The following is a 19,454-nucleotide window of genomic DNA, read 5'->3' on the forward strand; positions in this document are numbered from 1 at the left end:
TGCGTTCGGAGCTTCCTCGTCTCCGTGACGTTCGACGCGCTACAGTGCGGCACGCATCGCCGCGATCACCGCGGCCTCATCGGCGAGCGGGAGCGACGGATCGCCGTGCGCGAAGATGCGGATCTGGCGCACCGCCTGATGCAGCAGCATCCCGAGCCCTGCGATGGCCTCCCCGCCGGTCCACGATGCCGCCAGCGCCGAGGGCCACGGCGAGTAGGCGACGTCGAACAGCGCCCCGCCGCGAGCGGCGAGCGGGCCGACGACCGCCTCGTCCAGCACCGTGCCGCCGGGGAGCGAGGCGATCGTGAGGTCGACGGCATCCGATGCCGCGTCGAAGGGCGCGATCGTCACGGCGACGCCGAGCCGCTCCCCCAGGGCTGCGAGGCTCCTGGCGCGCTCGGGGCGCCGTGCGCGCACGTCGACGTGCGTTGCTCCCAGATCCGACACCGCCACCAGAGCGGATGCCGAGGTCGCGCCTGCGCCGAGGAGGCGCACCCGCTCGAGCGCGACGATGCGGTGCTCCGCCAGTGCGTCGACGATGCCGCCGACATCGGTGTTGAACGCGGCGATCCGCTCTCCGAGCAGAAGGGTGTTGGCGACGCCGGTGAGCCCGGCGTGGGCGTCGCGGATGTCGGCGATGCGGAACGCCTGCTCCTTCAACGGCATCGTGAGCGACAGCCCGCGCCACGAGTCGTCGAGCGCGCGCACGGTCGAGGCGAAGGCCGCCTCGGTCACCTGACGGCGGTCGTACTGCCAGTCGAAGCCGAGCACCTCGTACGCGGCCGCATGCAGCTGGGGCGACTTCGAGTGGGCGATCGGGTCACCCCACACCGCCAGATGCGACTCAGGCACAGTACGGCTTGTTCTCATCGACCCGGCACCAGGCATCGAGCTGATCGACGGCGTCCAGATGCTGCTCGTAGGTGTCCGAGAACAGCGTCTCTCCGGTGCGCAGATCCACGGCGACGAAATACAGCCACGAGCCGTCGGCAGGGTCGATGGCGGCTTTGAGCGCTTCCTCGCCCGGCAGCGAGATCGGCCCCGCAGGAAGCCCATGATGCACATAGGTGTTGTAGAGGTTCGACGCGTCTTCGCGCTGCTCCGGCGTCGTCCACACGGTGCCGGTGATGCCTGCGCCGTACGCGACCGTGGCGTCCGACTGCAGCAGCATGTCGATGTCGATGCGGTTCAGGAACACACGGGCGATCTTGCGCATGTCCTCCGCCGACGGCCCCGACTCCTTCTGCACGAGAGCTGCGAGCGTGAGGATGCGGAACCGATCCTGTTCGGCGACGCCGAGCGCATCGAGCCGGGTATAGGTCTCGTCGACCATGCGCTGGAGGACGGCCTTCGCCGTCGCATCAGGGTCGAACGTATAGGTGGCCGGGAAGAGATAGCCTTCGATGCTCGGCGCCTCGGCGGGGATGCCGAACTGCGTGTAGTTCGCCGCCTCAGCGGTGAAATCGGCCTCGGGGATGCCTGTGGCGAGTGCGACCGCCGCGATGGCCTGCGCCGCGGTGTATCCCTCGGGGATCGTCACGGAGTTCTCGACGCGATTGGCTTCGTCGGTGATCGCAGCGAGCGCCGCGGCAGAGCTCATCTTCTCCTGCATCCGGTAGACGCCGGGATAGAAGGTCGGGTTGTTCCCGGACGAGATCAGATACTCGTAGAACGCCTCCTTCGTCTTCGTGACTCCGGACTCGTACAGCGTCGTGGAGATCGACTGGCCGTTGTCCCCCTCGGACACGGTCACGAACACCTCGGCGCCGGCCTGCCCCTCTTCCCAGTCCTTCGGTTCTCCCCAGCCCATCGCGTCGCTGATCTTGTCGCCGTAGGTGTTCCACACCCACACGCCACCGGCCGCGATGCCGCCGAGCAGCACGAGGACGATGATCAGGGCGACGACGCATCCGGTGCGGCGCTTCTTCCTGGGCGCGGCCCGATGCTCGTCATGCTCGCTGCGGAAGAGATCGTCCAGTCCCCCGCCGAGCGCGGGAACGCCCGGTTCTGCGGCTCCGGCCACCTCGGGTTGCAGCTCCTGCTGCTCGGTCTCGGAGAGCGCGGAGTCCATCGATGCCGCCGGATCCTCGACCGCCGGATCCTCGGCGGAGCGGGCCTCGGTCGAGAGGGGCTGGTAGCGGGAGGCCGGTGTCGTCGCAGCGGCAGCCGCCTCACGCGCGGCTCGGCGAGATCCAGGTGCCGGCGGGGCATCGTCCACCGTGGGGACCCGATGCGCCGGAGCGGGGAGATTCTCGAACAGGGCGCCGAGGCGGGCGTCCGGATCGTGCTGAGGGGAGGCGCTGTCGCGTTCGGGCATGCTCAGGGGGGCTCCTCATCGAGTGAGACCAGGGCGCCGGGCGGGTTCCCGATGCTCTTCTCGGTGTCGATCGCCTGCTGCAGCAGCACAACCGCGGCGACCTGATCCACAATGCTACGAGAGTTCTTCTGAGTCCTGCCCGAAGCGCGCAGCGCGGCGTGCGCGGTCACGGTGCTCAGCCGCTCGTCCACGAGGCGCACCGCAACGCCCGTGCGGGCCAGCAGCGCCACCGCGAAATCCCTCGCGTCGGCGGTCGAGGCCGTATCGGTTCCGCGCAGGTTCACGGGAAGGCCGACGACGAACTCCATCGGCTCGTACTCGGCGGCGAGCTGCGCGATGCGGTCGATCGACGCCTCGTCGCGCGGCACGGTATCCACGGGAACCGCGAGCAGGCCGTCGGGATCGCAGCGTGCGACCCCGACCCGTGCCCTGCCGACGTCGACGCCCAGACGGACACCGCGACGCCATGCGCTCACGCTGACTGCAGCTCCTGCGAGACGGCGTCGAGGGCGGCGCCGAGGGCGGCTGCATCCGTGCCTCCACCCTGAGCGACATCGTCGCGACCGCCGCCTCCGCCGCCGAGCACGCCTGCCGCGCGCTTGGCGAGCACGCCCGCCTTGGCGCCGGCGGAGCGAGCACCTTCGGTCGTCGCGACGACGACGACCGCCCGGCCGTCGACGACGCCGCCGAGGGCCACGACCGCTGCGGCGGAGCCGAGCCGCTCCCGCACGCCGAGCACGATGTCGCGCACGTCGTCGGCCGAGGCGACCTCTCCGAGCGACGTCGACGCCAGGAGGAAATCGCCCACGCGCACGGCGGCGTCGGCGATCGCCGGCACCTGTCCTGCGCGCTCCTTCGCCTCGAACTGGGCGATCCGCTTCTCCGCCGCCTTCAGGCTCGCGGCGAGATCGGCGATGCGCTCCGGCAGTTGCTCGCGAGGTGTCTTCAGCGACGTGCTCAGCTGCGAGACGAGTGCGCGCTCGGCGGCCAGTGAGCGGAACGCCTCCTGCCCGACGAGAGCCTCGATGCGGCGGTTGGAGGCACCGACCGACGACTCGCCGACGATGCTGACGAGACCGATCTCGGCGCTGTTCGTCACGTGCGTGCCCGCGCAGAGCTCGCGCGACCACGGGCCGCCGATGTCGACCATGCGCACGACGTCTCCGTACTTCTCGCCGAACAGCGCCATGGCGCCTGCTTCCTTGGCCTCGTCCAGCGAGAGGACGCGGGTGGTCACCTCGAGCGCGTCCTGCACCGCGTGGTTCGTGATCTCCTCGATCTCGGTGCGGGTCTGCTCCGACAGGGCCTGCGACCACGAGAAGTCGAAGCGCATGTATCCGGCGCGGTTGAGAGAACCCGCCTGTGTGGCGGTCTTGCCCAGGGTGTCGCGCAGCGCCGCGTGCACGAGATGCGTCGCGGAGTGCGCCTGGCGCGCGGCCCGCCGGTTGGCGGCGTCGACGATCGTGGTCGCCGCATCGTCGACAGCGACGGCGCCGCGGCTGACCTCCACCGTGTGGCTGATGAGGCCGGGGACAGGGCGCTGCACGTCCAGCACTTCGAGCTCGAACCCGGGGCCGACGATGGTTCCCTTGTCGGCGACCTGGCCGCCCGACTCGGCATAGAGCGACGTCTCGGCGAGCACGACCTCGGCGATCTGCCCCTCCACGGCGGTGCGCGCCGGCTGGCCGTCGATGAGGATGCCGAGCACGCGCGATTCGACTTCGAGCGCGGTGTAGCCGTCGAAGCCGGTCTCGCCGAGGGCGCGCAGGTCGCGGTACACCGAAACGTCGGCGAGCTGGCGCTTGCGGCTGCGGGCGTCGGCCTTGGCGCGCTGCCGCTGCTCCTGCATGAGCGCGTCGAATGCGGTGCGGTCGACCTGGAGACCGGCCTCCTCGGCGACCTCGAGCGTGAGATCGATCGGGAAGCCGTAGGTGTCGTGCAGCAGGAAGGCCTCCGAGCCGCTGAGCTGCGAGCCGCCGCTCTTCTTGGTCTCGTCGAGGGCGAGATCGAGGATCGTGGAGCCCTGCGCGAGAGTGCGCCGGAAGGCCTCCTCCTCGGCGAACGCGGCAGCCGAGAGGGTCGACCAATCGGACTCGAGCACGGGATAGGCCGACTTCATCGCATCGCGCGAGGCGGCGAACAGTTCGGGGAACGCCGGGTCGTCGACGCCGAGCAGGCGCATGGCGCGCACGGTGCGGCGCATGAGGCGGCGGAGGATATAGCCCCTGCCCTCGTTCGAGGGGCGCACACCGTCGGAGAGCAGCATGAGAGAGGAGCGCACGTGGTCGGCGATCACGCGGAAGCGCACGTCGTCCTCGTGGACCTTGCCGTAGGTGCGGCCGGAGAGCTCGACCGCGCGGTCGAGCACCGGACGCACCTGGTCGGTCTCGTACATGTTCTCGACGCCCTGCTTGAGGAAGGCGACGCGCTCGAGCCCCATGCCCGTGTCGATGTTCTTCATGGGGAGCTCCCCCACGATGTCGAACTCGGTCTTGCTGCGCACGTCGGCGACGAGCTCCTGCATGAAGACGAGGTTCCAGATCTCCAGGTACCGCGCGTCGTCGACGGCGGGGCCGCCGTCCTTGCCGTAGGCCGGGCCGCGGTCGAAGAAGATCTCGCTGTCCGGTCCACCAGGGCCGGGCTGACCGGTGTTCCAGTAGTTGTCCGCGCGCCCCAGGCGCTGGATGCGCTCCGGCTTCAGGCCGATGATGTCGCGCCAGATGGCCTCGGCCTCGTCGTCGGTCTCGTAGACGGTGACCCAGAGGTCCTTCTCGTCGAAACCCAGGCCCCCGTCGGACTCCGAGGAGGTCAGCAGCTCCCAGGCGTAGCGGATCGCACCCTCTTTGAAGTAGTCGCCGAAGGACCAGTTGCCCAGCATCTGGAAGAACGTGCCGTGGCGAGCGGTGCGGCCCACCTCCTCGATGTCGTTGGTGCGGATGCACTTCTGGACATCGGCGATGCGCGGATGCGGCGCCGGGACGACCCCGGTGAGGTACGGGATCATCGGGACCATGCCGGCGACCGTGAACAGCAGCGATGGATCGTCGCTGACGAGCGAGGCCGAGGGGACGATGAGGTGGTCGTTCTTCTCGAAGTAGTCGAGGTAGCGCTGCGCGATCTCCGCAGTGTTCATAGGTGTGCCGGGTGTCCTTGCGTGTGAACGGTGAAAGGGCTGCGGGTCAGTCGTCGGCGGGCTCGGTGAGCCGGGCCTCCTGCTCGCGGTACGCGTCGCCGACGATCCCCGTGAAGCGGTTGATCCTCGCGTCGAGCTCGGCGAGGAGATCATGGCCGCGCGGGTCCTTGTTCATGAAATGGGCCGCGACGAAACCGCCGATCACGCCGATCAGAAACCAGAGCATGCTCTTCATGCGTTCATCCTTGCCTTTGACCCGCGAGGGCGCGGTGACTCCATCGTATGCGCAAACGACAGGAGGCGTCGGGTCGCCCCGACGCCTCCTGCACTGAACGCTGGATCAGCGAGCTGCGTAGTACTCGACGACGAGCTGCACTTCGCAGGTCACGGGGACCTCGGCGCGCTTCGGGCGACGCACGAGACGCGCCTGGAGCTTGTCGAGCTCGACCTCGAGGTAGCCCGGGACCGGGGGCAGGACCTCGGCGTGACCGCCGGCTGCTGCGACCTGGAACGGCTCGGTGCTCTCGGACTTGGCCTTGACGTGGATGAGCTGGCCCGGCTTCACGCGGAACGACGGGCGGTCGACGAGCTGGCCGTCGACGAGGATGTGACGGTGCACGACGAGCTGACGAGCCTGTGCGGTGGTGCGGGCGAAGCCCGAACGCAGCACGAGGGCGTCGAGACGCATCTCGAGGAGCTCGACGAGGTTCTCACCCGTCAGGCCCTCGGTGCGGCGAGCCTCGTTGAAGGTGTTTCGCATCTGCTTCTCGCGGATGCCGTACTGCTCGCGCAGACGCTGCTTCTCACGCAGACGCACAGCGTAGTCGCTGTCGGCCTTGCGCTTGGTGCGGCCGTGCTCGCCCGGAGCGTAGGGACGCTTCTCGAGGTAGCGGGCGGCCTTCGGGGTGAGAGCGACGCCGAGGGCGCGGCTGAGACGGACCTTGCGGCGGTCCTGGGACTTCGTGGTCACGAAGCTGTCCTTCCGATGACGCGGTCGCGGCTCTCGCGACTCGCGGACGTATCGCCGCGTTCTGCCTCGAGGCGCACGCCGGGGCGCCGTCGAGGTGGGGTGTGAACGAGGAGATGCCCGAAAACTCGGTTTCGAGCCGCTCAAGTCTAACAGACCGGCGAACGGCCCCGCTGTCACCGATCGTCGAGGATGCGGCGGATCTTCTCGAGCCGCACGGTGATGTCGCGCTCGGCGCCGAGGTTCTTCGGCTGGTAGTACCGGCGTCCGTCGAGTTCGTCCGGCAGATACTGCTGCGGGAGGATGCCGTGCTCGCTGTCGTGCGGGTACGCGTAGCCGCGGCCGTGCCCGAGTCGCTTGGCTCCCGGATAGTGCGCATCGCGCAGGTGGATCGGCACCCGGCCGAAGCCGCCGGCGCGGATGTCGGCGATGGCGGCGTCCAGCGCCATGTACGCCGCATTCGACTTCGCCGTCGTCGCGAGGTACACCGTCGCCTCGGCCAGCGGGATGCGCCCCTCCGGCATCCCGATGAACGCGACGGCATCGGCCGCGGCGACGGCGATCGCGAGCGCCTGCGGATCGGCGAGACCGACGTCCTCGGAGGCGGAGATGACGAGGCGCCGCGCGATGAAGCGCGGATCCTCTCCGGCCTCGATCATGCGCGCGAGGTAGTGCAGGGCCGCATCGGGATCGGATCCGCGGATCGACTTGATGAAGGCGCTGATGACGTCGTAGTGCTCGTCGCCCTGCCGGTCGTAGCGCAGCAGCGCCTTGTCGATAGCCTGGGCGACATCGTCGGCGGTCACCTCGGCCGCAGCCGCCTCACCGTCGGTGTCGCTGTCGTCGTCGGGTTCGTCGTCGTCGCCGGCGCCGTTGCGGGAGAGCGCGACCGCGGCGGCGGCCTCGAGCCCAGTCAGCGCCCGGCGCGCGTCGCCGGAGGCGAGGCGGACGAGAGCGGACCGGGCGTCGTCGGCGAGGGCGACGGCGCCGGCGAGTCCGCGGGCGTCGGCGACCGCCCTGTCGACGAGCACGCCGATGTCGTCGTCGGTGAGCGGCTGCAGCGTGAGCAGCAGCGATCGGGACAGCAGCGGCGAGATCACCGAGAACGACGGATTCTCGGTGGTGGCCGCGATGAGGATCACCCAGCCGTTCTCGACGCCGGGCAGCAGCGCATCCTGCTGCGCTTTGGTGAAGCGGTGGATCTCGTCGAGGAAGAGGATCGTGGTCTGACCGTACAGGTCGCGCTGGGTGATCGCCTCCTGCATGACCTCGCGCACGTCCTTGACGCCGGCGGTGATCGCGGAGAGCTCCACGAACCGGCGCCCAGACGAGCGCGCGATCGCCTGCGCGAGCGTCGTCTTGCCGGTACCGGGCGGCCCCCACAGGATGATGGACACAGCGCCGGGCGCGGTCGCCGCGGGATCGGCCAGAGCGACGATCGGGGAGCCTGCGCGCAGGAGGTGCTTCTGCCCGGCGACCTCGGCTAGCGAGACGGGTCGCATGCGCACCGCGAGCGGGGTCTGCCCGGAGAGGAGCGCTGCTGCAGAGGTCATCGCTCCAGGCTAATGCGGAGCACGGACGTCGGCGACGCTAGGCTTTCAGGCGACGTCGCCGTTCACATCCGGTAGGGAGCACTGAGGTATGGCTGCACGCGGTTCCAAAAGCGCACAGCAGGCGCGCGCCCAGGCGGAGCGCGCCCGACTGCACGAGGCGCGAAAGGCCTGGCACGACCGGCAGATCAGCCGCCGGGTGCGCGACAACACGATCGTCGGCATCGCCGGCGCCGTGATCGTCATCGCGGCGTTCGCCAGCCAGGTGGTCCACGCGCAGGTCACCGCACCCGTGCCGTCGCCGACGCCGACCTCGACGGTCACCCCCGATGTGGCGCCAACGCCTTCTCCGACGGATGCCGTCACCCCGGTGCCGTCCGATGAGGCGACGACCCCGCCGGCCGGGTAGCGCGATGCGCACGGCCCTGCCACGACACACGGGCGCCGTCGTACTAGGCTGAGCCTCGTCCTTTCCGCCTCCCGCGGTCGTCCGCGCAAGGAGAATCATCGTGTCTGCCACCGAGCCCTCGAAGCCGACTCCCCCCGTCCCCGCACCACCGGTAGCGCCGCTGCCGCGCAAGCTCCCGGCGCAGCCCGTCGCCCCGGTCGCCGCTGCGGCTCCGGTCGCCCCCACCTCCTCCCCGGAAGAGGTCGCGAAGTGGGGCCGCGTCTCCGATGACGGCACCGTCGAGGTGCTCGAGGGCGAGACCTGGCGCGTCGTCGGGCAGTTCCCGGACGGCACCCCTGATGAGGCTCTCGCTTACTTCGTGCGCAAGTACGACGACATCGCGTTCAAGGTGCACGCTCTCGAGCAGCGCCATCAGGCCGGTGGCGCTTCGGCGAGCGAGCTGGCAACGCAGGCTGGTCACGTGCTCGAGGAGGCGACCGAGGCTGCCGCCGTCGGCGATCTCGCGGGTCTTCGCGAACGCCTGAACGCGCTCATCGGCTCGCTGGCCGAGGCCACCGCCGCCGAAGCCCAGGCGGCGAAGGAGCTCGTCGACGCTGCGATCGCCGAGCGCACCGCGCTCGTCGAGCGCGCAGAGGCTGTGGCCGCTCGCGACCTGTCGAAGGTGCAGTGGAAGCAGGTCACCAGCGAGATGGGCGAGCTGTTCGACGCCTGGCAGACGCACCAGCAGACCGGTCCGCGTCTGCCCAAGGGCGTCGCCCAGCAGCTCTGGAAGCGCTTCCGGGACGCGCGCTCCACGATCGACAAGCACCGCCGTGCGTTCTACTCCGAGCTCGACGACGCGCACAAGGCAGCGCGCGACGCCAAGACCCGCCTCGTCGAGCGCGCCGAGGCCCTGGCCTCGCGAGGCGTCGACGGGATCCCCGCGTACCGCACGCTCCTCGACGAGTGGAAGAATGCCGGCCGTGCAGGCCGCAAGGCCGACGATGCGCTCTGGGCACGGTTCAAGGCCGCCGGCGACGCGCTGTACTCGGCCCGTGCCGAGCAGGCCGCCGCCGAGGAGGCCGACTCCGCTCCGAGGATCGAGGCCCGTCAGGCGCTGCTCGAAGAGGCGAAGGCCGTCGCCGACGAACCGGACATCAAGAGCGCCCGGGCCCTGTTGACCCGTATCCAGCGCCAGTGGGACGAGGTCGGCCGGATCACCCCCCGCGAGAAGGAGCGCGCCCTCGATGATCGCCTCCGCGTCATCGAGCAGGCGCTGAAGGCCCGCGAAGACGTCGACTGGAAGAAGAACAACCCCGAGACGAAGGCACGTGCCAACGACATGAGCGCGCAGCTCGTCGAAGCGATCGAGAAGCTCGAGGCCGAACTCGCCGCGGCCGAGAAGTCCGGGGACAAGAAGGCGGCAAAAGCCGCGGCGGATGCGCTCGAAGCCCGTCGCGCCTGGCTCAGCGCCCTCGGCGGCTGAGCGGTTCTCCACAGATCGCGATGAACGCACCCGGACGCGGGGTGCATCGGCCACACTGGCCTGATGCACCCCGCGTTCCTCTATCTGCCCGGTCGTCGGCTGAGCATCAGCGAGTTGAGCGCCGCCCGCATCGACGGTGACGTCGTCGAGCTCGGCGAGCTCTACGTGCCGGCTGATCTCGTGGAGGGCGCCACCCTCCGCGCGCACGCGGTTCTCCCGATGATGCCCCCTGGCACCGCGGCGGCGGGCCCGACGGCGGCCTGGATCCACGGTGCGGGCGATGCCCCGCCGACCCGCCATCACGTGCAGCGCACCACGCCGCACAGGCCGAGAGTCGCCCGTCACCGGCGCCTCGTGTACCACGACCGGTGTCTGGCCGCGGAGGATGTCGTGATCCTCAGCGGCGTGGCCGTCACCACTCCCGAGCGGACACTGTGCGACATGCTCCTGGCAAGCGGACGCGACCCGGGGCTCGAGCCCTGGATCCGCGGACTGGCGGTGATCGCGCCGTCGACCGTCGAGTACGCCGGCCTGGCACTCAACACGCGTCGGCGGGTGCCGGGTCTGCACGCGGCGCTGCGTGCTCTCGACGCGCTCCGCGACGCGGGGCCGGTCAGGACGACGTGACGCGGTAGACGTCGTAGACGGCGTCGATGCGACGCACGGCGTTCAGCACGCGATCCAGATGCACGGCATCTCCCATCTCGAACACGAACCGGCTGAGCGCCAGGCGCTCGTCGGTCGTCGAGACCGTCGCCGAGAGGATGTTCACGTGGTGCTCGCTGAGCACCCGGGTGACGTCGGAGAGCAGGCCAGAGCGGTCCAGCGCCTCGACCTGGATCTGCACCCGGAACACGCTCTTCGTGGTGGGCGCCCAGGACACCTCCACGAAGCGATCCTGCTGGTCCTCGGTGCTCAGCGCCTTCGCGTTGACGCAATCGGCGCGGTGCACCGACACTCCGCTGCCGCGGGTGACGAATCCGACGATGGGGTCGCCAGGGACGGGGGTGCAGCACTTGGCCAGCTTGACGAGGATGTCGGCCGCCCCGCGCACGAGTACGCCGGAGTCGCCGGATCGCGGCTCGCGCGACGGAATGCGCCCGGGGATCTCGATCGTTCCGGTGGCCGTGTCCTCGGCCGCCACGAGCGCGGTGACCTTCTCGAGCACCGATTGCGTGGAGATGTGGCCTTCGCCGACCGCGGCATACAGCGCGGAGACGTCCTCGTAGCGCAGCTGCCGGGCGACCTCCGCGAACGAGTCCTGGCTCATCAGGCGCTGCAGCGGCAAATTCTGACGGCGCATCGCGCGCGCGATGGCCTCCCTGCCCTGCTCGATCGCCTCCTCGCGGCGCTCCTTGGTGAACCACCCGCGGATCTTGTTGCGCGCACGGGTGCTCTTCACGAATCCGAGCCAGTCCTGGCTGGGACCGGCATCCGGGTTCTTCGAGGTGAAGACCTCGACGACGTCACCGCTCTTGAGCTCCGACTCCAGCGGCACGAGACGCCCGTTCACGCGGGATCCCATCGTGCGATGGCCGATCTCGGTGTGCACGGCATAGGCGAAGTCGACCGGGGTCGCCCCCGCCGGAAGTCCGATGACGCGTCCCTTCGGGGTGAAGACGTAGACCTCCTTCGCGCCGATCTCGAAGCGCAGCGAATCGAGGAACTCGCCGGGATCGGCCGTCTCCGCCTGCCAGTCCGAAATGTGCGCGAGCCAAGCCATGTCGGCGTCGGAGGCCCGGATCTCGGCCTTGCCGCCGTTCATGCGCTCTTTGTACATCCAGTGCGCGGCGACGCCGTACTCGGCCTGCTGATGCATCTCGTGCGTGCGGATCTGGATCTCGACCGTCCGCCCCGACGGGCCGATGACCGTCGTGTGCAGCGACTGGTAGAGGTTGAACTTCGGCGTCGCGATGTAGTCCTTGAACCGACCGGGCAGCGGGGTCCAGCGGGCGTGGATCGCGCCGAGCACGGCGTAGCAGTCGCGGACGGAGGCGACGATGACGCGGATGCCGATGAGATCGTAGATGTCATCGAACTCGCGACCGCGCACGACCATCTTCTGATACACCGAGTACAGCTGCTTGGGCCGGCCGACGACATTGCCGCGGATGCGCAGATCGCGCAGATCGTCATCGATCTCCTCGACCACCTGGCGCAGGTACGTCTCGCGCTGCGGGGTGCGCTGGGCGATGAGGCTCTGGATCTCGTTGTAGATCTTCGGATGCAGCACCGCGAAGGACAGATCCTCCAGCTCCGACTTGATGGCCTGGATGCCGAGCCTGTTCGCCAGCGGCGCGTAGATCTCGAGCGTCTCCTTCGCCTTCTTGGCGGCCTTCTCGGGCGGGACGAATCCCCAGGTGCGGGCGTTGTGCAGGCGATCGGCGAGCTTGATGAGCAGCACGCGGATGTCCTTCGACATCGCGACGATCATCTTGCGGACGGTCTCGGCCTGCGCGCTCTCGCCGTACTTGACCTTGTCGAGCTTCGTCACGCCGTCCACGAGCATGGCGACCTCGTCGCCGAACTCAGCCGTGAGGTCGGTGAGCGCGTAGCCGGTGTCCTCGACCGTGTCGTGCAGCAGGGCCGCGGCGATCGCGCGCGGACCCAGGCCGAGCTCGGCGAGGATCTGCGCGACGGCGAGCGGGTGGGTGATGTAGGGCTCGCCGCTCTGGCGCTTCTGGCCCTCGTGCTTCTCCTTCGCGACGGCGTAAGCGCGCTCGATGACGGCGAAGTCGCCCTTGGGGTGATTGACGCGGACGGTGCGGATCAGGTTGTCGAGATCGTTGATCCTGGGCGCACGCGAGAAGATGCGGGGAACCAGCCGTCGCAGACTCGAACCCTGCGACGTCGAATGCGGTTCCGCCATCCGCTCTCCTTCTCACCGATCAGAACATCTTACGCGCGTCGTGGGGGGGGGGGCCCCGCACGACGACGGGGATCACACGGCGGCGGTAGTGGCCTTCTGGCGTGCCTCGAGGATCTTCGCATCGCGCGCGGCGATCTTCGGCTCTCCCTCGCGGAACAGCGAGTAGAGCGGTGCCGCCACGAACAGCGTGGAATAGGTGGCCACGAGGATGCCGACGAAGATCGACAGCGAGATGTCGGTGAGAGTCTCCGCGCCGAGCCAGAACGCACCGATGAAGAGGATCGCACCGACCGGGAGCGCTGCGACCACCGAGGTGTTGATGGAGCGGATGAGTGTCTGGTTGACGGCGAGGTTGACCGATTCGCCGAAGGTGCGACCGGACTGGTCGCCGTCCTCCGTGGTGTTCTCGCGGATCTTGTCGAACACGACCGTGGTGTCGTACAGCGAGTACGCAAGGATCGTGAGGAACCCGATCACCGCGGCGGGCGAGATCTCGAAGCCGGCCAGCGCGTAGACGCCGATCGTGATCACGAGCACGTCGAGCAGGCCGATGATGGCCGCGGCCGACATCTTCCAGGTGCGGAAGTAGAGCGCGAGGATGAGGAAGGTCAGTGCGAGGAAGATCGCCAGGCCCCAGAGCGACTGCCTGGTGACATTCTCGCCCCAGGCGGGGCCGATGAACGACGAGGTCACCTTCTTGACGTCGACCTCGAAGGCCTCGGCGAGGGCGATCGACACCTGCTCGGTCTCGTTCTCGGTCATCTGGTCGGTCTGGATCCGCAGATCCTGGTTGTTGACCGTCACGACCTTCGCGGTGGCGCCGGGGACGACCGAGTGGACGACGTCGGAGGCCTTCTCCTGGTCCGTGCTCGACGGCGACGAGACTGTGAACTGCGAGCCGCCGGTGAACTCGATGGAGAACTGGATCGGACGCAGCAACGGCACCAGAGCGGATGCCGCGACGAGGGCGATCGCGATGATGAACCACAGCCGACGTTTGCCGACGAACGGGAACGAGGTCTTGCCCGAGTAGAGGTTGTTGCCGAATTCGTTCATGGAGGCCATCAGTTCTCCCCCTCCCCGTTCGTGGTGTCGGTACTGCCGCCGGCGCCGGCCTGCGCCTCTGCGCGCTTGCGCTCGGCGATGGTCTGGCGGCGCTCGGCCTCGCCGCGGGCGCGGGCGTTCTTGGCGCCGCGTCCGCTGGAGGCTGTGACGACGCTGCGGTACTGGGTGCGCGCGCGGTAGACGGCGCCGAGCGACTCGGGGTCGAGGCCGGAGAGCTTGTGCCCCTCGCCGAAGAAGCGCGTGCGGCCGAGCAGCTGCATCACCGGGTGCGTGAAGATCACGAAGATGAACACGTCGATGATGGTCGTGAGTCCGAGGGTGAAGGCGAACCCCTTCACCGTCGCATCCGCGAGGATGTAGAGCACGACGGCGGCGAGGATGTTGATCGACTTCGAGATGTAGATCGTGCGCTTGGCTCGACCCCATCCGTCTTCGACGGCCGCGGTGATCGACTTGCCGTCTCTGAGCTCGTCCCGGATCCTCTCGAAGTACACGATGAACGAGTCCGCGACGAAGCCGATCGACACGATGAGTCCGGCGACACCGGCGAGCGAGAGGCGGAAGCCCATGCGCCAGGCGAGGATGCAGATCACGATGTAGGTGAGCACGCCCATCACGGCGATGGAGGCCACGATCACGGCCCCCAGGGCGCGGTACGCGAACAGCGAGTACACGGCGACGAGCGCGAGGCCGATGAGGCCAGCGATGAGGCCGATCTGCAGCTGCTGGGTTCCCAGCGTCGCCGAGACCGTTCCGGAGCTCTGCACGTCGAAGCTCAGCGGCAGGGCGCCGAACTTGAGCTGGTCGGCGAGAGTCGTGGCGCTCTCCTGGTTGAAGCTGCCCGAGATGCTCGGGCGGCCGTCGAGGATCTGCCCGTTCATCTGCGGGGCGCTGATCACCGAGCCGTCGAGCACGAACGCGAACTGGTCGCGCGGCGAGAGTCCGTCGAGCTTGTTCTGGTACAGGCGGATGCTGACCTTGCCGAAGGCTTCGGCGCCGTCGGCGTTCATGGTGAGATTCACGACCCACGCGCCGGAGGTCTGGTCGCGCCCGGCAGTCGCGTCGGTGATCGCCGTGCCGTCGAGCTCGGCAGGGCCGAGCAGGTACTTGGCCGTCCCTGTGGGGTCGCAGGCGACGATCGGTTCGTCCTTCGGCGCCTGGGCAGCGCCCGTCGACGGATTCGCGCAGTCGTAGGACAGGAACTCGGCCTGCAGCTTGTCGGTGATCCACGACAGGTCGCTCGCGTCGGTCGGCGTCGCCGTCGGCGTCGCGTTCATCGAGGCGTCCGGCGTCGGATACGGCGTCGTGTTGCCGTCCTCTCCGGTGAACGCGGTTGCGGCGGCCGTGGTCGCGAGCACGGCGCGGAACTCGAGCTGCGCGCTGGACTTGATGCGGTTGAGCGTCTCCTCGTCGGCGCGACCGGGGATCTGCACGACGATGTTCTTGCCGCCCTCGGTCGTGATGTCCGCCTCGGCCACACCCGAGGCGTCCACGCGCTGGCGGATGATCGCGGCGGCCTGGTCGAGCTGCTCCTGCGAGGGCGCGGCGCCGTCGGCGCTCTGTGCCTCGAGGATGATCTGCGTTCCGCCCTGCAGGTCGAGCGCGAGCTCCGGCGCCCAGGAGCTGGCGGGCTTGCCTGCGTCGTCCTGGAAGACGTACACGCCGAGGGCGTTGATGCCGAAGAAGACGGCGGTCACCACGAGCAGACCGATGAGAACCCGCCACGCATGACGGACCGGTGAGGAAGAAGCCACGTGCTCAGCTTTCTGACGTGCGTGCGCACCGACGCGGCGCGCACATCATGAGAGGGATTACTTGTCGTCCGCGCCGCGCTCGAGACGCGCCCGCGTCTGCTCGGCGGTCTCGATGGACGGGACCTGGTCCGCTTCTGCCTCGGTGTCCAGGGCATCCGTCACGTCGTCCGCGACCTCTTCGGTGACGGCATCCTTCGGCTCGACGATCCGCAGGATCGCCTGGCTGTGCACCTCGATGACGGTACCGGGAGCGATCTCCACAAGCGCGGGCTCGTCGAGGTCATCGGGGTTGTACGCGACGATCGTGCCGTACAGACCGCCCTGCAGCAGCACCTTGGCACCAGGGACCGTCTTGGTCGCCTTCTCCTCCTGATCGGCCTTCAGCTGCTTCTGCCGCTTGCGGCTGTTGATGAACATGAAGACGATGAGAACACCGAGGACCGGCAGCATGAGCAGTGTGGGATCCACCATGACGGATGCCTTTCATTCGCGCACACGCCAACTGCGGCCTGCACTTCGGGGGATGTGACGGAAGTCTTCAGCGATTATAAGTCATCGAACAGCGCGTCCTCGGCCTGGCGGACCACGCCGAGGTGGGCGTAGGCCTCGGGCATCGCCACGCGGCCGCGCGGGGTGCGCCCGAGGAACCCGATCCGCACGAGGTAGGGTTCGACGACGCTCTCGACGGTCTCCGCCTCTTCGCCGACGGCCACCGCCAGCGTGCTGAGACCGACAGGCCCTCCGCGGAAGCGTTTGACGAGCGCCTCGAGCACGGCGCGGTCAAGACGGTCGAGGCCGATCGGATCCACGTCGTACAGCTCCAGCGCCGCGCGGACACCGGAGAGCGATGCCGCTCCCCCGCTGTGCACCAGCGCGTAGTCGCGCACCCGGCGCAGCAGCCGGTTCGCGATGCGGGGAGTGCCGCGCGAGCGCCGGGCGATCTCGGCGAGAGCGTCCGGCGGAAGGTCGACGCCGAGCACGATCGCCGAACGAGCGATCACCTGCTCCAGCTCGGATTGGTCGTAGAACTCCAGATGGCCGGTGAAGCCGAAGCGATCGCGCAGCGGGTTCGGCAGCAGCCCGGAACGGGTCGTCGCGCCCACGAGGGTGAACGGGGCCAGCTCCAAGGGGATGCTGGTGGCTCCTGCGCCCTTGCCGACCATGATGTCGATGCGGAAGTCCTCCATCGCGAGGTAGAGCATCTCCTCGGCGGATCGCGCCATCCGGTGGATCTCGTCGATGAAGAGCACCTCCCCCGGCATGAGGCTCGACAGGAGGGCTGCGAGGTCGCCGGCGTGCTGGATGGCCGGGCCGCTGGACATGCGCAGCGGTCGGCCGCTCTCGTGGGCGACGATCATCGCGAGCGTCGTCTTGCCGAGCCCTGGAGGCCCTGCCAGCAGGATGTGATCGGCCGTGCGCCCCTGGATCGCCGCTGCCTCCAGCAGGAGCTTCATCTGCCCTCGCACCTTCGACTGCCCGACGAACTCGTCGAGGCTGCTCGGGCGCAGCGCGCCCTCGATCGCGAGCTCGGTCTCGTCGACGGGCTCGGTGGCGTCGCGCGCGTCAGACACGGGCCGGCCCCAGCGCCGCCAGCGCACGGCGCAGCAGCGGGGCGACGGAGGCGCGTTCGGCCTCGGTCGCATCGGATGCCGTCTGCGCGGCCGCTTCCGCGGCGACCCGCTCCGACCAGCCGAGGCCGACGAGGGCTGCGGCCAGCTGGTCGACCACGTCGTTCGCAGCCCCGCCGGAGGCAGTACGCTTCGGCGCCGTCGCCTGCACCTTGCCGGCGAGCTGCACGACGATGAGCTTCGCCGTCTTCGGGCCGATTCCCGAGACGCGCCGGAACGGGGCGTCGTCCTCAGCCGTCACCGCCTCAGCGATCTGGTCGACGGTGAGATGCGAGAGCACGCCGAGGGCGGACTTCGGGCCGACGCCGGTGACGCTGATGAGCAGGCCGAAGATCTCCAGCTCGCTGCGGTCGGCGAAGCCGTAGAGCGACAGGGCGTCCTCGCGCACGATGAGGCTGGTGTGCAGCAGCATCCGCTCGCCGACCGCAGCGGTGTGAGCGACGTCGCCGGGCACGGCGACACAGAAGCCCACCCCGCCCACGTCGAGGACGATCTGATCGGACGTCGCGTGCAGCACGACGCCATGCAGAGAGGAGATCATGCCTTCAGCCTAGACGCGCGCTCGTACATACGTTCGAGCGACACGCTCGGCATCGGCCCAGGCGCGCTGCGCGGGCGTGAGCGCGTCCGTTCCGCCGCCGGCGGGGGCGCCGCGGCGCCAGGCGTGGCACAGCGCGATCGCCAGCGCATCCGCAGCGTCCGCAGGCTGAGGCGGCGCATCCAGGCGCAGAATGCGAGCGATCATCGCCTGCACCTGCCGCTTGTCGGCCGATCCGTAGCCCGTCACGGCCGCCTTCACCTCGCTCGGGGTGTGGGTCGCGGCGGGAAGACCGGCCTCGGCCGCGATGAGCAGCGCGATGCCGCTCGCCTGCGCTGTGCCCATGACGGTGTGGCTGTTCTGCTGCGCGAACACCCGCTCGACGGCGACCGCATCGGGGGCGTGCACTGAGATCGCCTCGCGGATGCCTGCGGCGATCTGTGCGAGCCGTTCGCCGATCGGCTCATCGACCGGGGTGCGGATCACTCCGACGTGCACGAGCGATCCGCGGCGGGCGCGATCGACGTCGACGATGCCGACGCCGCAGCGGGTGAGGCCGGGGTCGATGCCGAGCACGCGCAACGAGGAGGAGGTCACCGCTCCAGGCTAGGCGTCAGCGCCGACACCGCAGGGCAGGCACGCCCTGTTGGCTTAGCCGAGGTGCGGCAACAGCGACCAGGACGCGCTTCTCAATCAGCAGCCGAGGCGCCCCCAGAGGACCGGGCGGCCAATCCTTCGGAGCCACCAACAGGCAATCAAGGCTCTGCCACACCCGGCCTACCACGGCCACACAACAACTTACGGATCGAGGCTTATCTCGCCGCTGTCGAGCGCGAGGCCGATGCCAGTGGCCGACTCGCCGCCATCGGCAGGCTCGGCAGACGCAAGGCCCGCGCCGAGCAAGAACAGCGGCAGCAGGCACTCACCGAACGCGAACGGCGACTCAGCGACCCGACCGGACGCGACCCACACCGCCACGACCCACGACGCGACGGGCCAGCACGCGGCCTATGGGCATCGGCAGCACGTCGCGTCAGCGGGACGTTCACAGCAGCCCCGCAACCCGAGACACAGACGCTCAGGGCGATTATCGGCCGTTGGACGTACACTTGCAGACATGACACCCGACACCCGGGCGCTGATCCGAGACGGCCTCGCGCTCGACGCCGATCAGCGCGCGGTCGTCGCTAACGCCCTGCTCGAAAGCCTCCATGATGCAGGCGACGCGGGCGAGGTCGATGCGGCCTGGCGCGCCGAGGCCACCCGGCGACTGGCCGAGGTACGTGAGGGTGCGGTCGAGCTGATGGATGCTGACGAGCACTACGAGCGTCTGCGGGCCTCGCTCACCGCATGATCCTGCCCCAGCGGGAGCACCCGGAGGCCGTCGCCGAGTTCGACGCCGCCGTGCACTGGTTTGAAGAGCAGGAACCAGGGATCGGCCTTGCGCTGATCGACCGAGCGCGGCAAGCCCGAAAAGACCTCGACCAGTGGCCGAACGCCGCACCGCCATTCACGACCGCTGACGATGGCGCCGTGATCCGCAGCAAGGCTGTTCGCGGATACCCGTACCGCATCGTCTACACGGTGGAGCCGGACACGATCCTGATCCTCGCTTACGCCCACGAGCGCCGAGAGCCGGGCTACTGACTCCACCGACTGAACGACTGAGCAGCACGACGGCGTCGCCGAAGCCAGAGCCTGGGCAAGCGCCACGAGTCACCGACACACTGGAACCGCGCAGACGCGCACGATCACAGGT

20 protein-coding genes are annotated in these 19,454 nt (G+C 69.2%); 5 read left to right on the forward strand and 15 right to left on the reverse strand.

The annotated features are described in order from the left end of the window. Nucleotides 1–39: 39 nt before the first annotated feature. From QM568_RS10905 to QM568_RS10935, 7 genes are all read right to left on the reverse strand, one after another. Nucleotides 40–852, reverse strand: coding sequence for a shikimate dehydrogenase (locus QM568_RS10905; protein ID WP_415138712.1), 813 nt, complete (start codon nucleotides 850–852; stop codon nucleotides 40–42). Further along, nucleotides 845–2,317 carry an endolytic transglycosylase MltG gene (gene mltG / locus QM568_RS10910; RefSeq protein WP_415138713.1) on the reverse strand — a complete coding sequence of 491 codons (1,473 nt, stop codon included), beginning with the start codon at nucleotides 2,315–2,317 and terminating at the stop codon, nucleotides 845–847. The genes QM568_RS10905 and mltG overlap by 8 nt, the downstream gene beginning before the upstream one ends. Nucleotides 2,318–2,319: 2 nt before the next feature. After that, nucleotides 2,320–2,793 (reverse strand): Holliday junction resolvase RuvX, encoded by a 474-nt coding sequence (gene ruvX / locus QM568_RS10915; RefSeq protein ID WP_415138714.1) that lies wholly within the window; start codon nucleotides 2,791–2,793, stop codon nucleotides 2,320–2,322. Then, entirely contained in the window at nucleotides 2,790–5,450 is a 2,661-nt protein-coding gene (gene alaS / locus QM568_RS10920; RefSeq protein WP_415138716.1) for an alanine--tRNA ligase, read from the reverse strand. Before alaS ends, ruvX begins: the two co-directional genes overlap by 4 nt. Nucleotides 5,451–5,496: 46 nt before the next feature. Further along, complete coding sequence (locus tag QM568_RS10925; protein ID WP_415138718.1) at nucleotides 5,497–5,685, reverse strand: hypothetical protein; 189 nt, start codon at nucleotides 5,683–5,685, stop codon at nucleotides 5,497–5,499. Nucleotides 5,686–5,790: 105 nt separating this feature from the next. Then, nucleotides 5,791–6,420 carry a 30S ribosomal protein S4 gene (rpsD, locus tag QM568_RS10930; protein ID WP_415138720.1) on the reverse strand — a complete coding sequence of 210 codons (630 nt, stop codon included), beginning with the start codon at nucleotides 6,418–6,420 and terminating at the stop codon, nucleotides 5,791–5,793. Nucleotides 6,421–6,593: 173 nt separating this feature from the next. Continuing rightward, nucleotides 6,594–7,970 (reverse strand): replication-associated recombination protein A, encoded by a 1,377-nt coding sequence (locus QM568_RS10935; protein WP_415138722.1) that lies wholly within the window; start codon nucleotides 7,968–7,970, stop codon nucleotides 6,594–6,596. A gap of 88 nt (nucleotides 7,971–8,058) precedes the next feature. On the opposite strand from QM568_RS10935, the gene QM568_RS10940 reads away from it, so the two are divergent. The 3 genes from QM568_RS10940 to QM568_RS10950 all read left to right on the forward strand — a co-directional run bounded on the left by QM568_RS10940 (nucleotide 8,059) and on the right by QM568_RS10950 (nucleotide 10,468). Beyond that, complete coding sequence (locus tag QM568_RS10940) at nucleotides 8,059–8,376, forward strand: hypothetical protein (RefSeq protein WP_415138724.1); 318 nt, start codon at nucleotides 8,059–8,061, stop codon at nucleotides 8,374–8,376. 100 nt (nucleotides 8,377–8,476) lie between these two features. Continuing rightward, nucleotides 8,477–9,841, forward strand: coding sequence for a DUF349 domain-containing protein (locus QM568_RS10945; protein WP_415138726.1), 1,365 nt, complete (start codon nucleotides 8,477–8,479; stop codon nucleotides 9,839–9,841). Nucleotides 9,842–9,904: 63 nt separating this feature from the next. Further along, nucleotides 9,905–10,468, forward strand: a complete 564-nt coding sequence (locus tag QM568_RS10950; protein ID WP_415138728.1) for a hypothetical protein — start codon at nucleotides 9,905–9,907, stop codon at nucleotides 10,466–10,468. On the opposite strand, the gene QM568_RS10955 is transcribed toward QM568_RS10950, so the two are convergent. The 8 genes from QM568_RS10955 to QM568_RS10990 form a co-directional block, all read right to left on the reverse strand. Then, nucleotides 10,455–12,710, reverse strand: coding sequence for a RelA/SpoT family protein (locus tag QM568_RS10955; protein WP_415138730.1), 2,256 nt, complete (start codon nucleotides 12,708–12,710; stop codon nucleotides 10,455–10,457). The genes QM568_RS10950 and QM568_RS10955 overlap by 14 nt on opposite strands. Before the next feature lie 72 nt (nucleotides 12,711–12,782). After that, a complete protein-coding gene (secF, locus tag QM568_RS10960; protein WP_415138732.1) occupies nucleotides 12,783–13,775 on the reverse strand; it encodes a protein translocase subunit SecF in 993 nt (330 codons plus the stop codon). After that, entirely contained in the window at nucleotides 13,775–15,529 is a 1,755-nt protein-coding gene (secD, locus tag QM568_RS10965) for a protein translocase subunit SecD (RefSeq protein ID WP_415138734.1), read from the reverse strand. Before secD ends, secF begins: the two co-directional genes overlap by 1 nt. Before the next feature lie 57 nt (nucleotides 15,530–15,586). After that, nucleotides 15,587–16,000 (reverse strand): preprotein translocase subunit YajC, encoded by a 414-nt coding sequence (locus QM568_RS10970; RefSeq protein ID WP_415138736.1) that lies wholly within the window; start codon nucleotides 15,998–16,000, stop codon nucleotides 15,587–15,589. 74 nt (nucleotides 16,001–16,074) lie between these two features. Continuing rightward, the gene (ruvB, locus tag QM568_RS10975) at nucleotides 16,075–17,100 is read right to left on the reverse strand and encodes a Holliday junction branch migration DNA helicase RuvB (protein ID WP_415138738.1); all 1,026 of its coding nucleotides are present in this window, start codon (nucleotides 17,098–17,100) and stop codon (nucleotides 16,075–16,077) included. Continuing rightward, nucleotides 17,093–17,698, reverse strand: a complete 606-nt coding sequence (gene ruvA / locus QM568_RS10980) for a Holliday junction branch migration protein RuvA (protein WP_415138740.1) — start codon at nucleotides 17,696–17,698, stop codon at nucleotides 17,093–17,095. Before ruvA ends, ruvB begins: the two co-directional genes overlap by 8 nt. 9 nt (nucleotides 17,699–17,707) lie before the next feature. After that, complete coding sequence (ruvC, locus tag QM568_RS10985) at nucleotides 17,708–18,292, reverse strand: crossover junction endodeoxyribonuclease RuvC (protein WP_415138742.1); 585 nt, start codon at nucleotides 18,290–18,292, stop codon at nucleotides 17,708–17,710. A 201-nt stretch (nucleotides 18,293–18,493) separates the two neighbouring features. Then, the gene (locus QM568_RS10990) at nucleotides 18,494–18,673 is read right to left on the reverse strand and encodes a hypothetical protein (protein ID WP_415138744.1); all 180 of its coding nucleotides are present in this window, start codon (nucleotides 18,671–18,673) and stop codon (nucleotides 18,494–18,496) included. Between the two features lie 139 nt (nucleotides 18,674–18,812). Between QM568_RS10990 and QM568_RS10995 the strand changes: the two genes are divergently transcribed. Further along, nucleotides 18,813–19,049, forward strand: a complete 237-nt coding sequence (locus QM568_RS10995) for an addiction module protein (RefSeq protein ID WP_415138746.1) — start codon at nucleotides 18,813–18,815, stop codon at nucleotides 19,047–19,049. Further along, nucleotides 19,046–19,342 (forward strand): hypothetical protein, encoded by a 297-nt coding sequence (locus QM568_RS11000; RefSeq protein ID WP_415138748.1) that lies wholly within the window; start codon nucleotides 19,046–19,048, stop codon nucleotides 19,340–19,342. Before QM568_RS10995 ends, QM568_RS11000 begins: the two co-directional genes overlap by 4 nt. Nucleotides 19,343–19,454 lie beyond the last annotated feature (112 nt).

It is taken from the genome of Microbacterium sp. (genome assembly GCF_047607465.1).
GTDB lineage: Bacteria > Actinomycetota > Actinomycetes > Actinomycetales > Microbacteriaceae > Microbacterium.

Bases quoted from the DNA above. Each gene is read 5' to 3' on its own strand.
- mltG (WP_415138713.1), bottom strand. From the start codon at position 2,317: ATGCCCGAACGCGACAGCGCCTCCCCTCAGCACGATCCGGACGCCCGC.
- alaS (WP_415138716.1), bottom strand. From the start codon at position 5,450: ATGAACACTGCGGAGATCGCGCAGCGCTACCTCGACTACTTCGAGAAG.
- QM568_RS10925 (WP_415138718.1), bottom strand. From the start codon at position 5,685: ATGAAGAGCATGCTCTGGTTTCTGATCGGCGTGATCGGCGGTTTCGTC.
- QM568_RS10935 (WP_415138722.1), bottom strand. From the start codon at position 7,970: ATGACCTCTGCAGCAGCGCTCCTCTCCGGGCAGACCCCGCTCGCGGTG.
- QM568_RS10940 (WP_415138724.1), top strand. From the start codon at position 8,059: ATGGCTGCACGCGGTTCCAAAAGCGCACAGCAGGCGCGCGCCCAGGCG.
- QM568_RS10950 (WP_415138728.1), top strand. From the start codon at position 9,905: ATGCACCCCGCGTTCCTCTATCTGCCCGGTCGTCGGCTGAGCATCAGC.
- QM568_RS10955 (WP_415138730.1), bottom strand. From the start codon at position 12,710: ATGGCGGAACCGCATTCGACGTCGCAGGGTTCGAGTCTGCGACGGCTG.
- secF (WP_415138732.1), bottom strand. From the start codon at position 13,775: ATGGCCTCCATGAACGAATTCGGCAACAACCTCTACTCGGGCAAGACC.
- QM568_RS10970 (WP_415138736.1), bottom strand. From the start codon at position 16,000: ATGGTGGATCCCACACTGCTCATGCTGCCGGTCCTCGGTGTTCTCATC.
- ruvA (WP_415138740.1), bottom strand. From the start codon at position 17,698: ATGATCTCCTCTCTGCATGGCGTCGTGCTGCACGCGACGTCCGATCAG.
- QM568_RS10995 (WP_415138746.1), top strand. From the start codon at position 18,813: ATGACACCCGACACCCGGGCGCTGATCCGAGACGGCCTCGCGCTCGAC.
- QM568_RS11000 (WP_415138748.1), top strand. From the start codon at position 19,046: ATGATCCTGCCCCAGCGGGAGCACCCGGAGGCCGTCGCCGAGTTCGAC.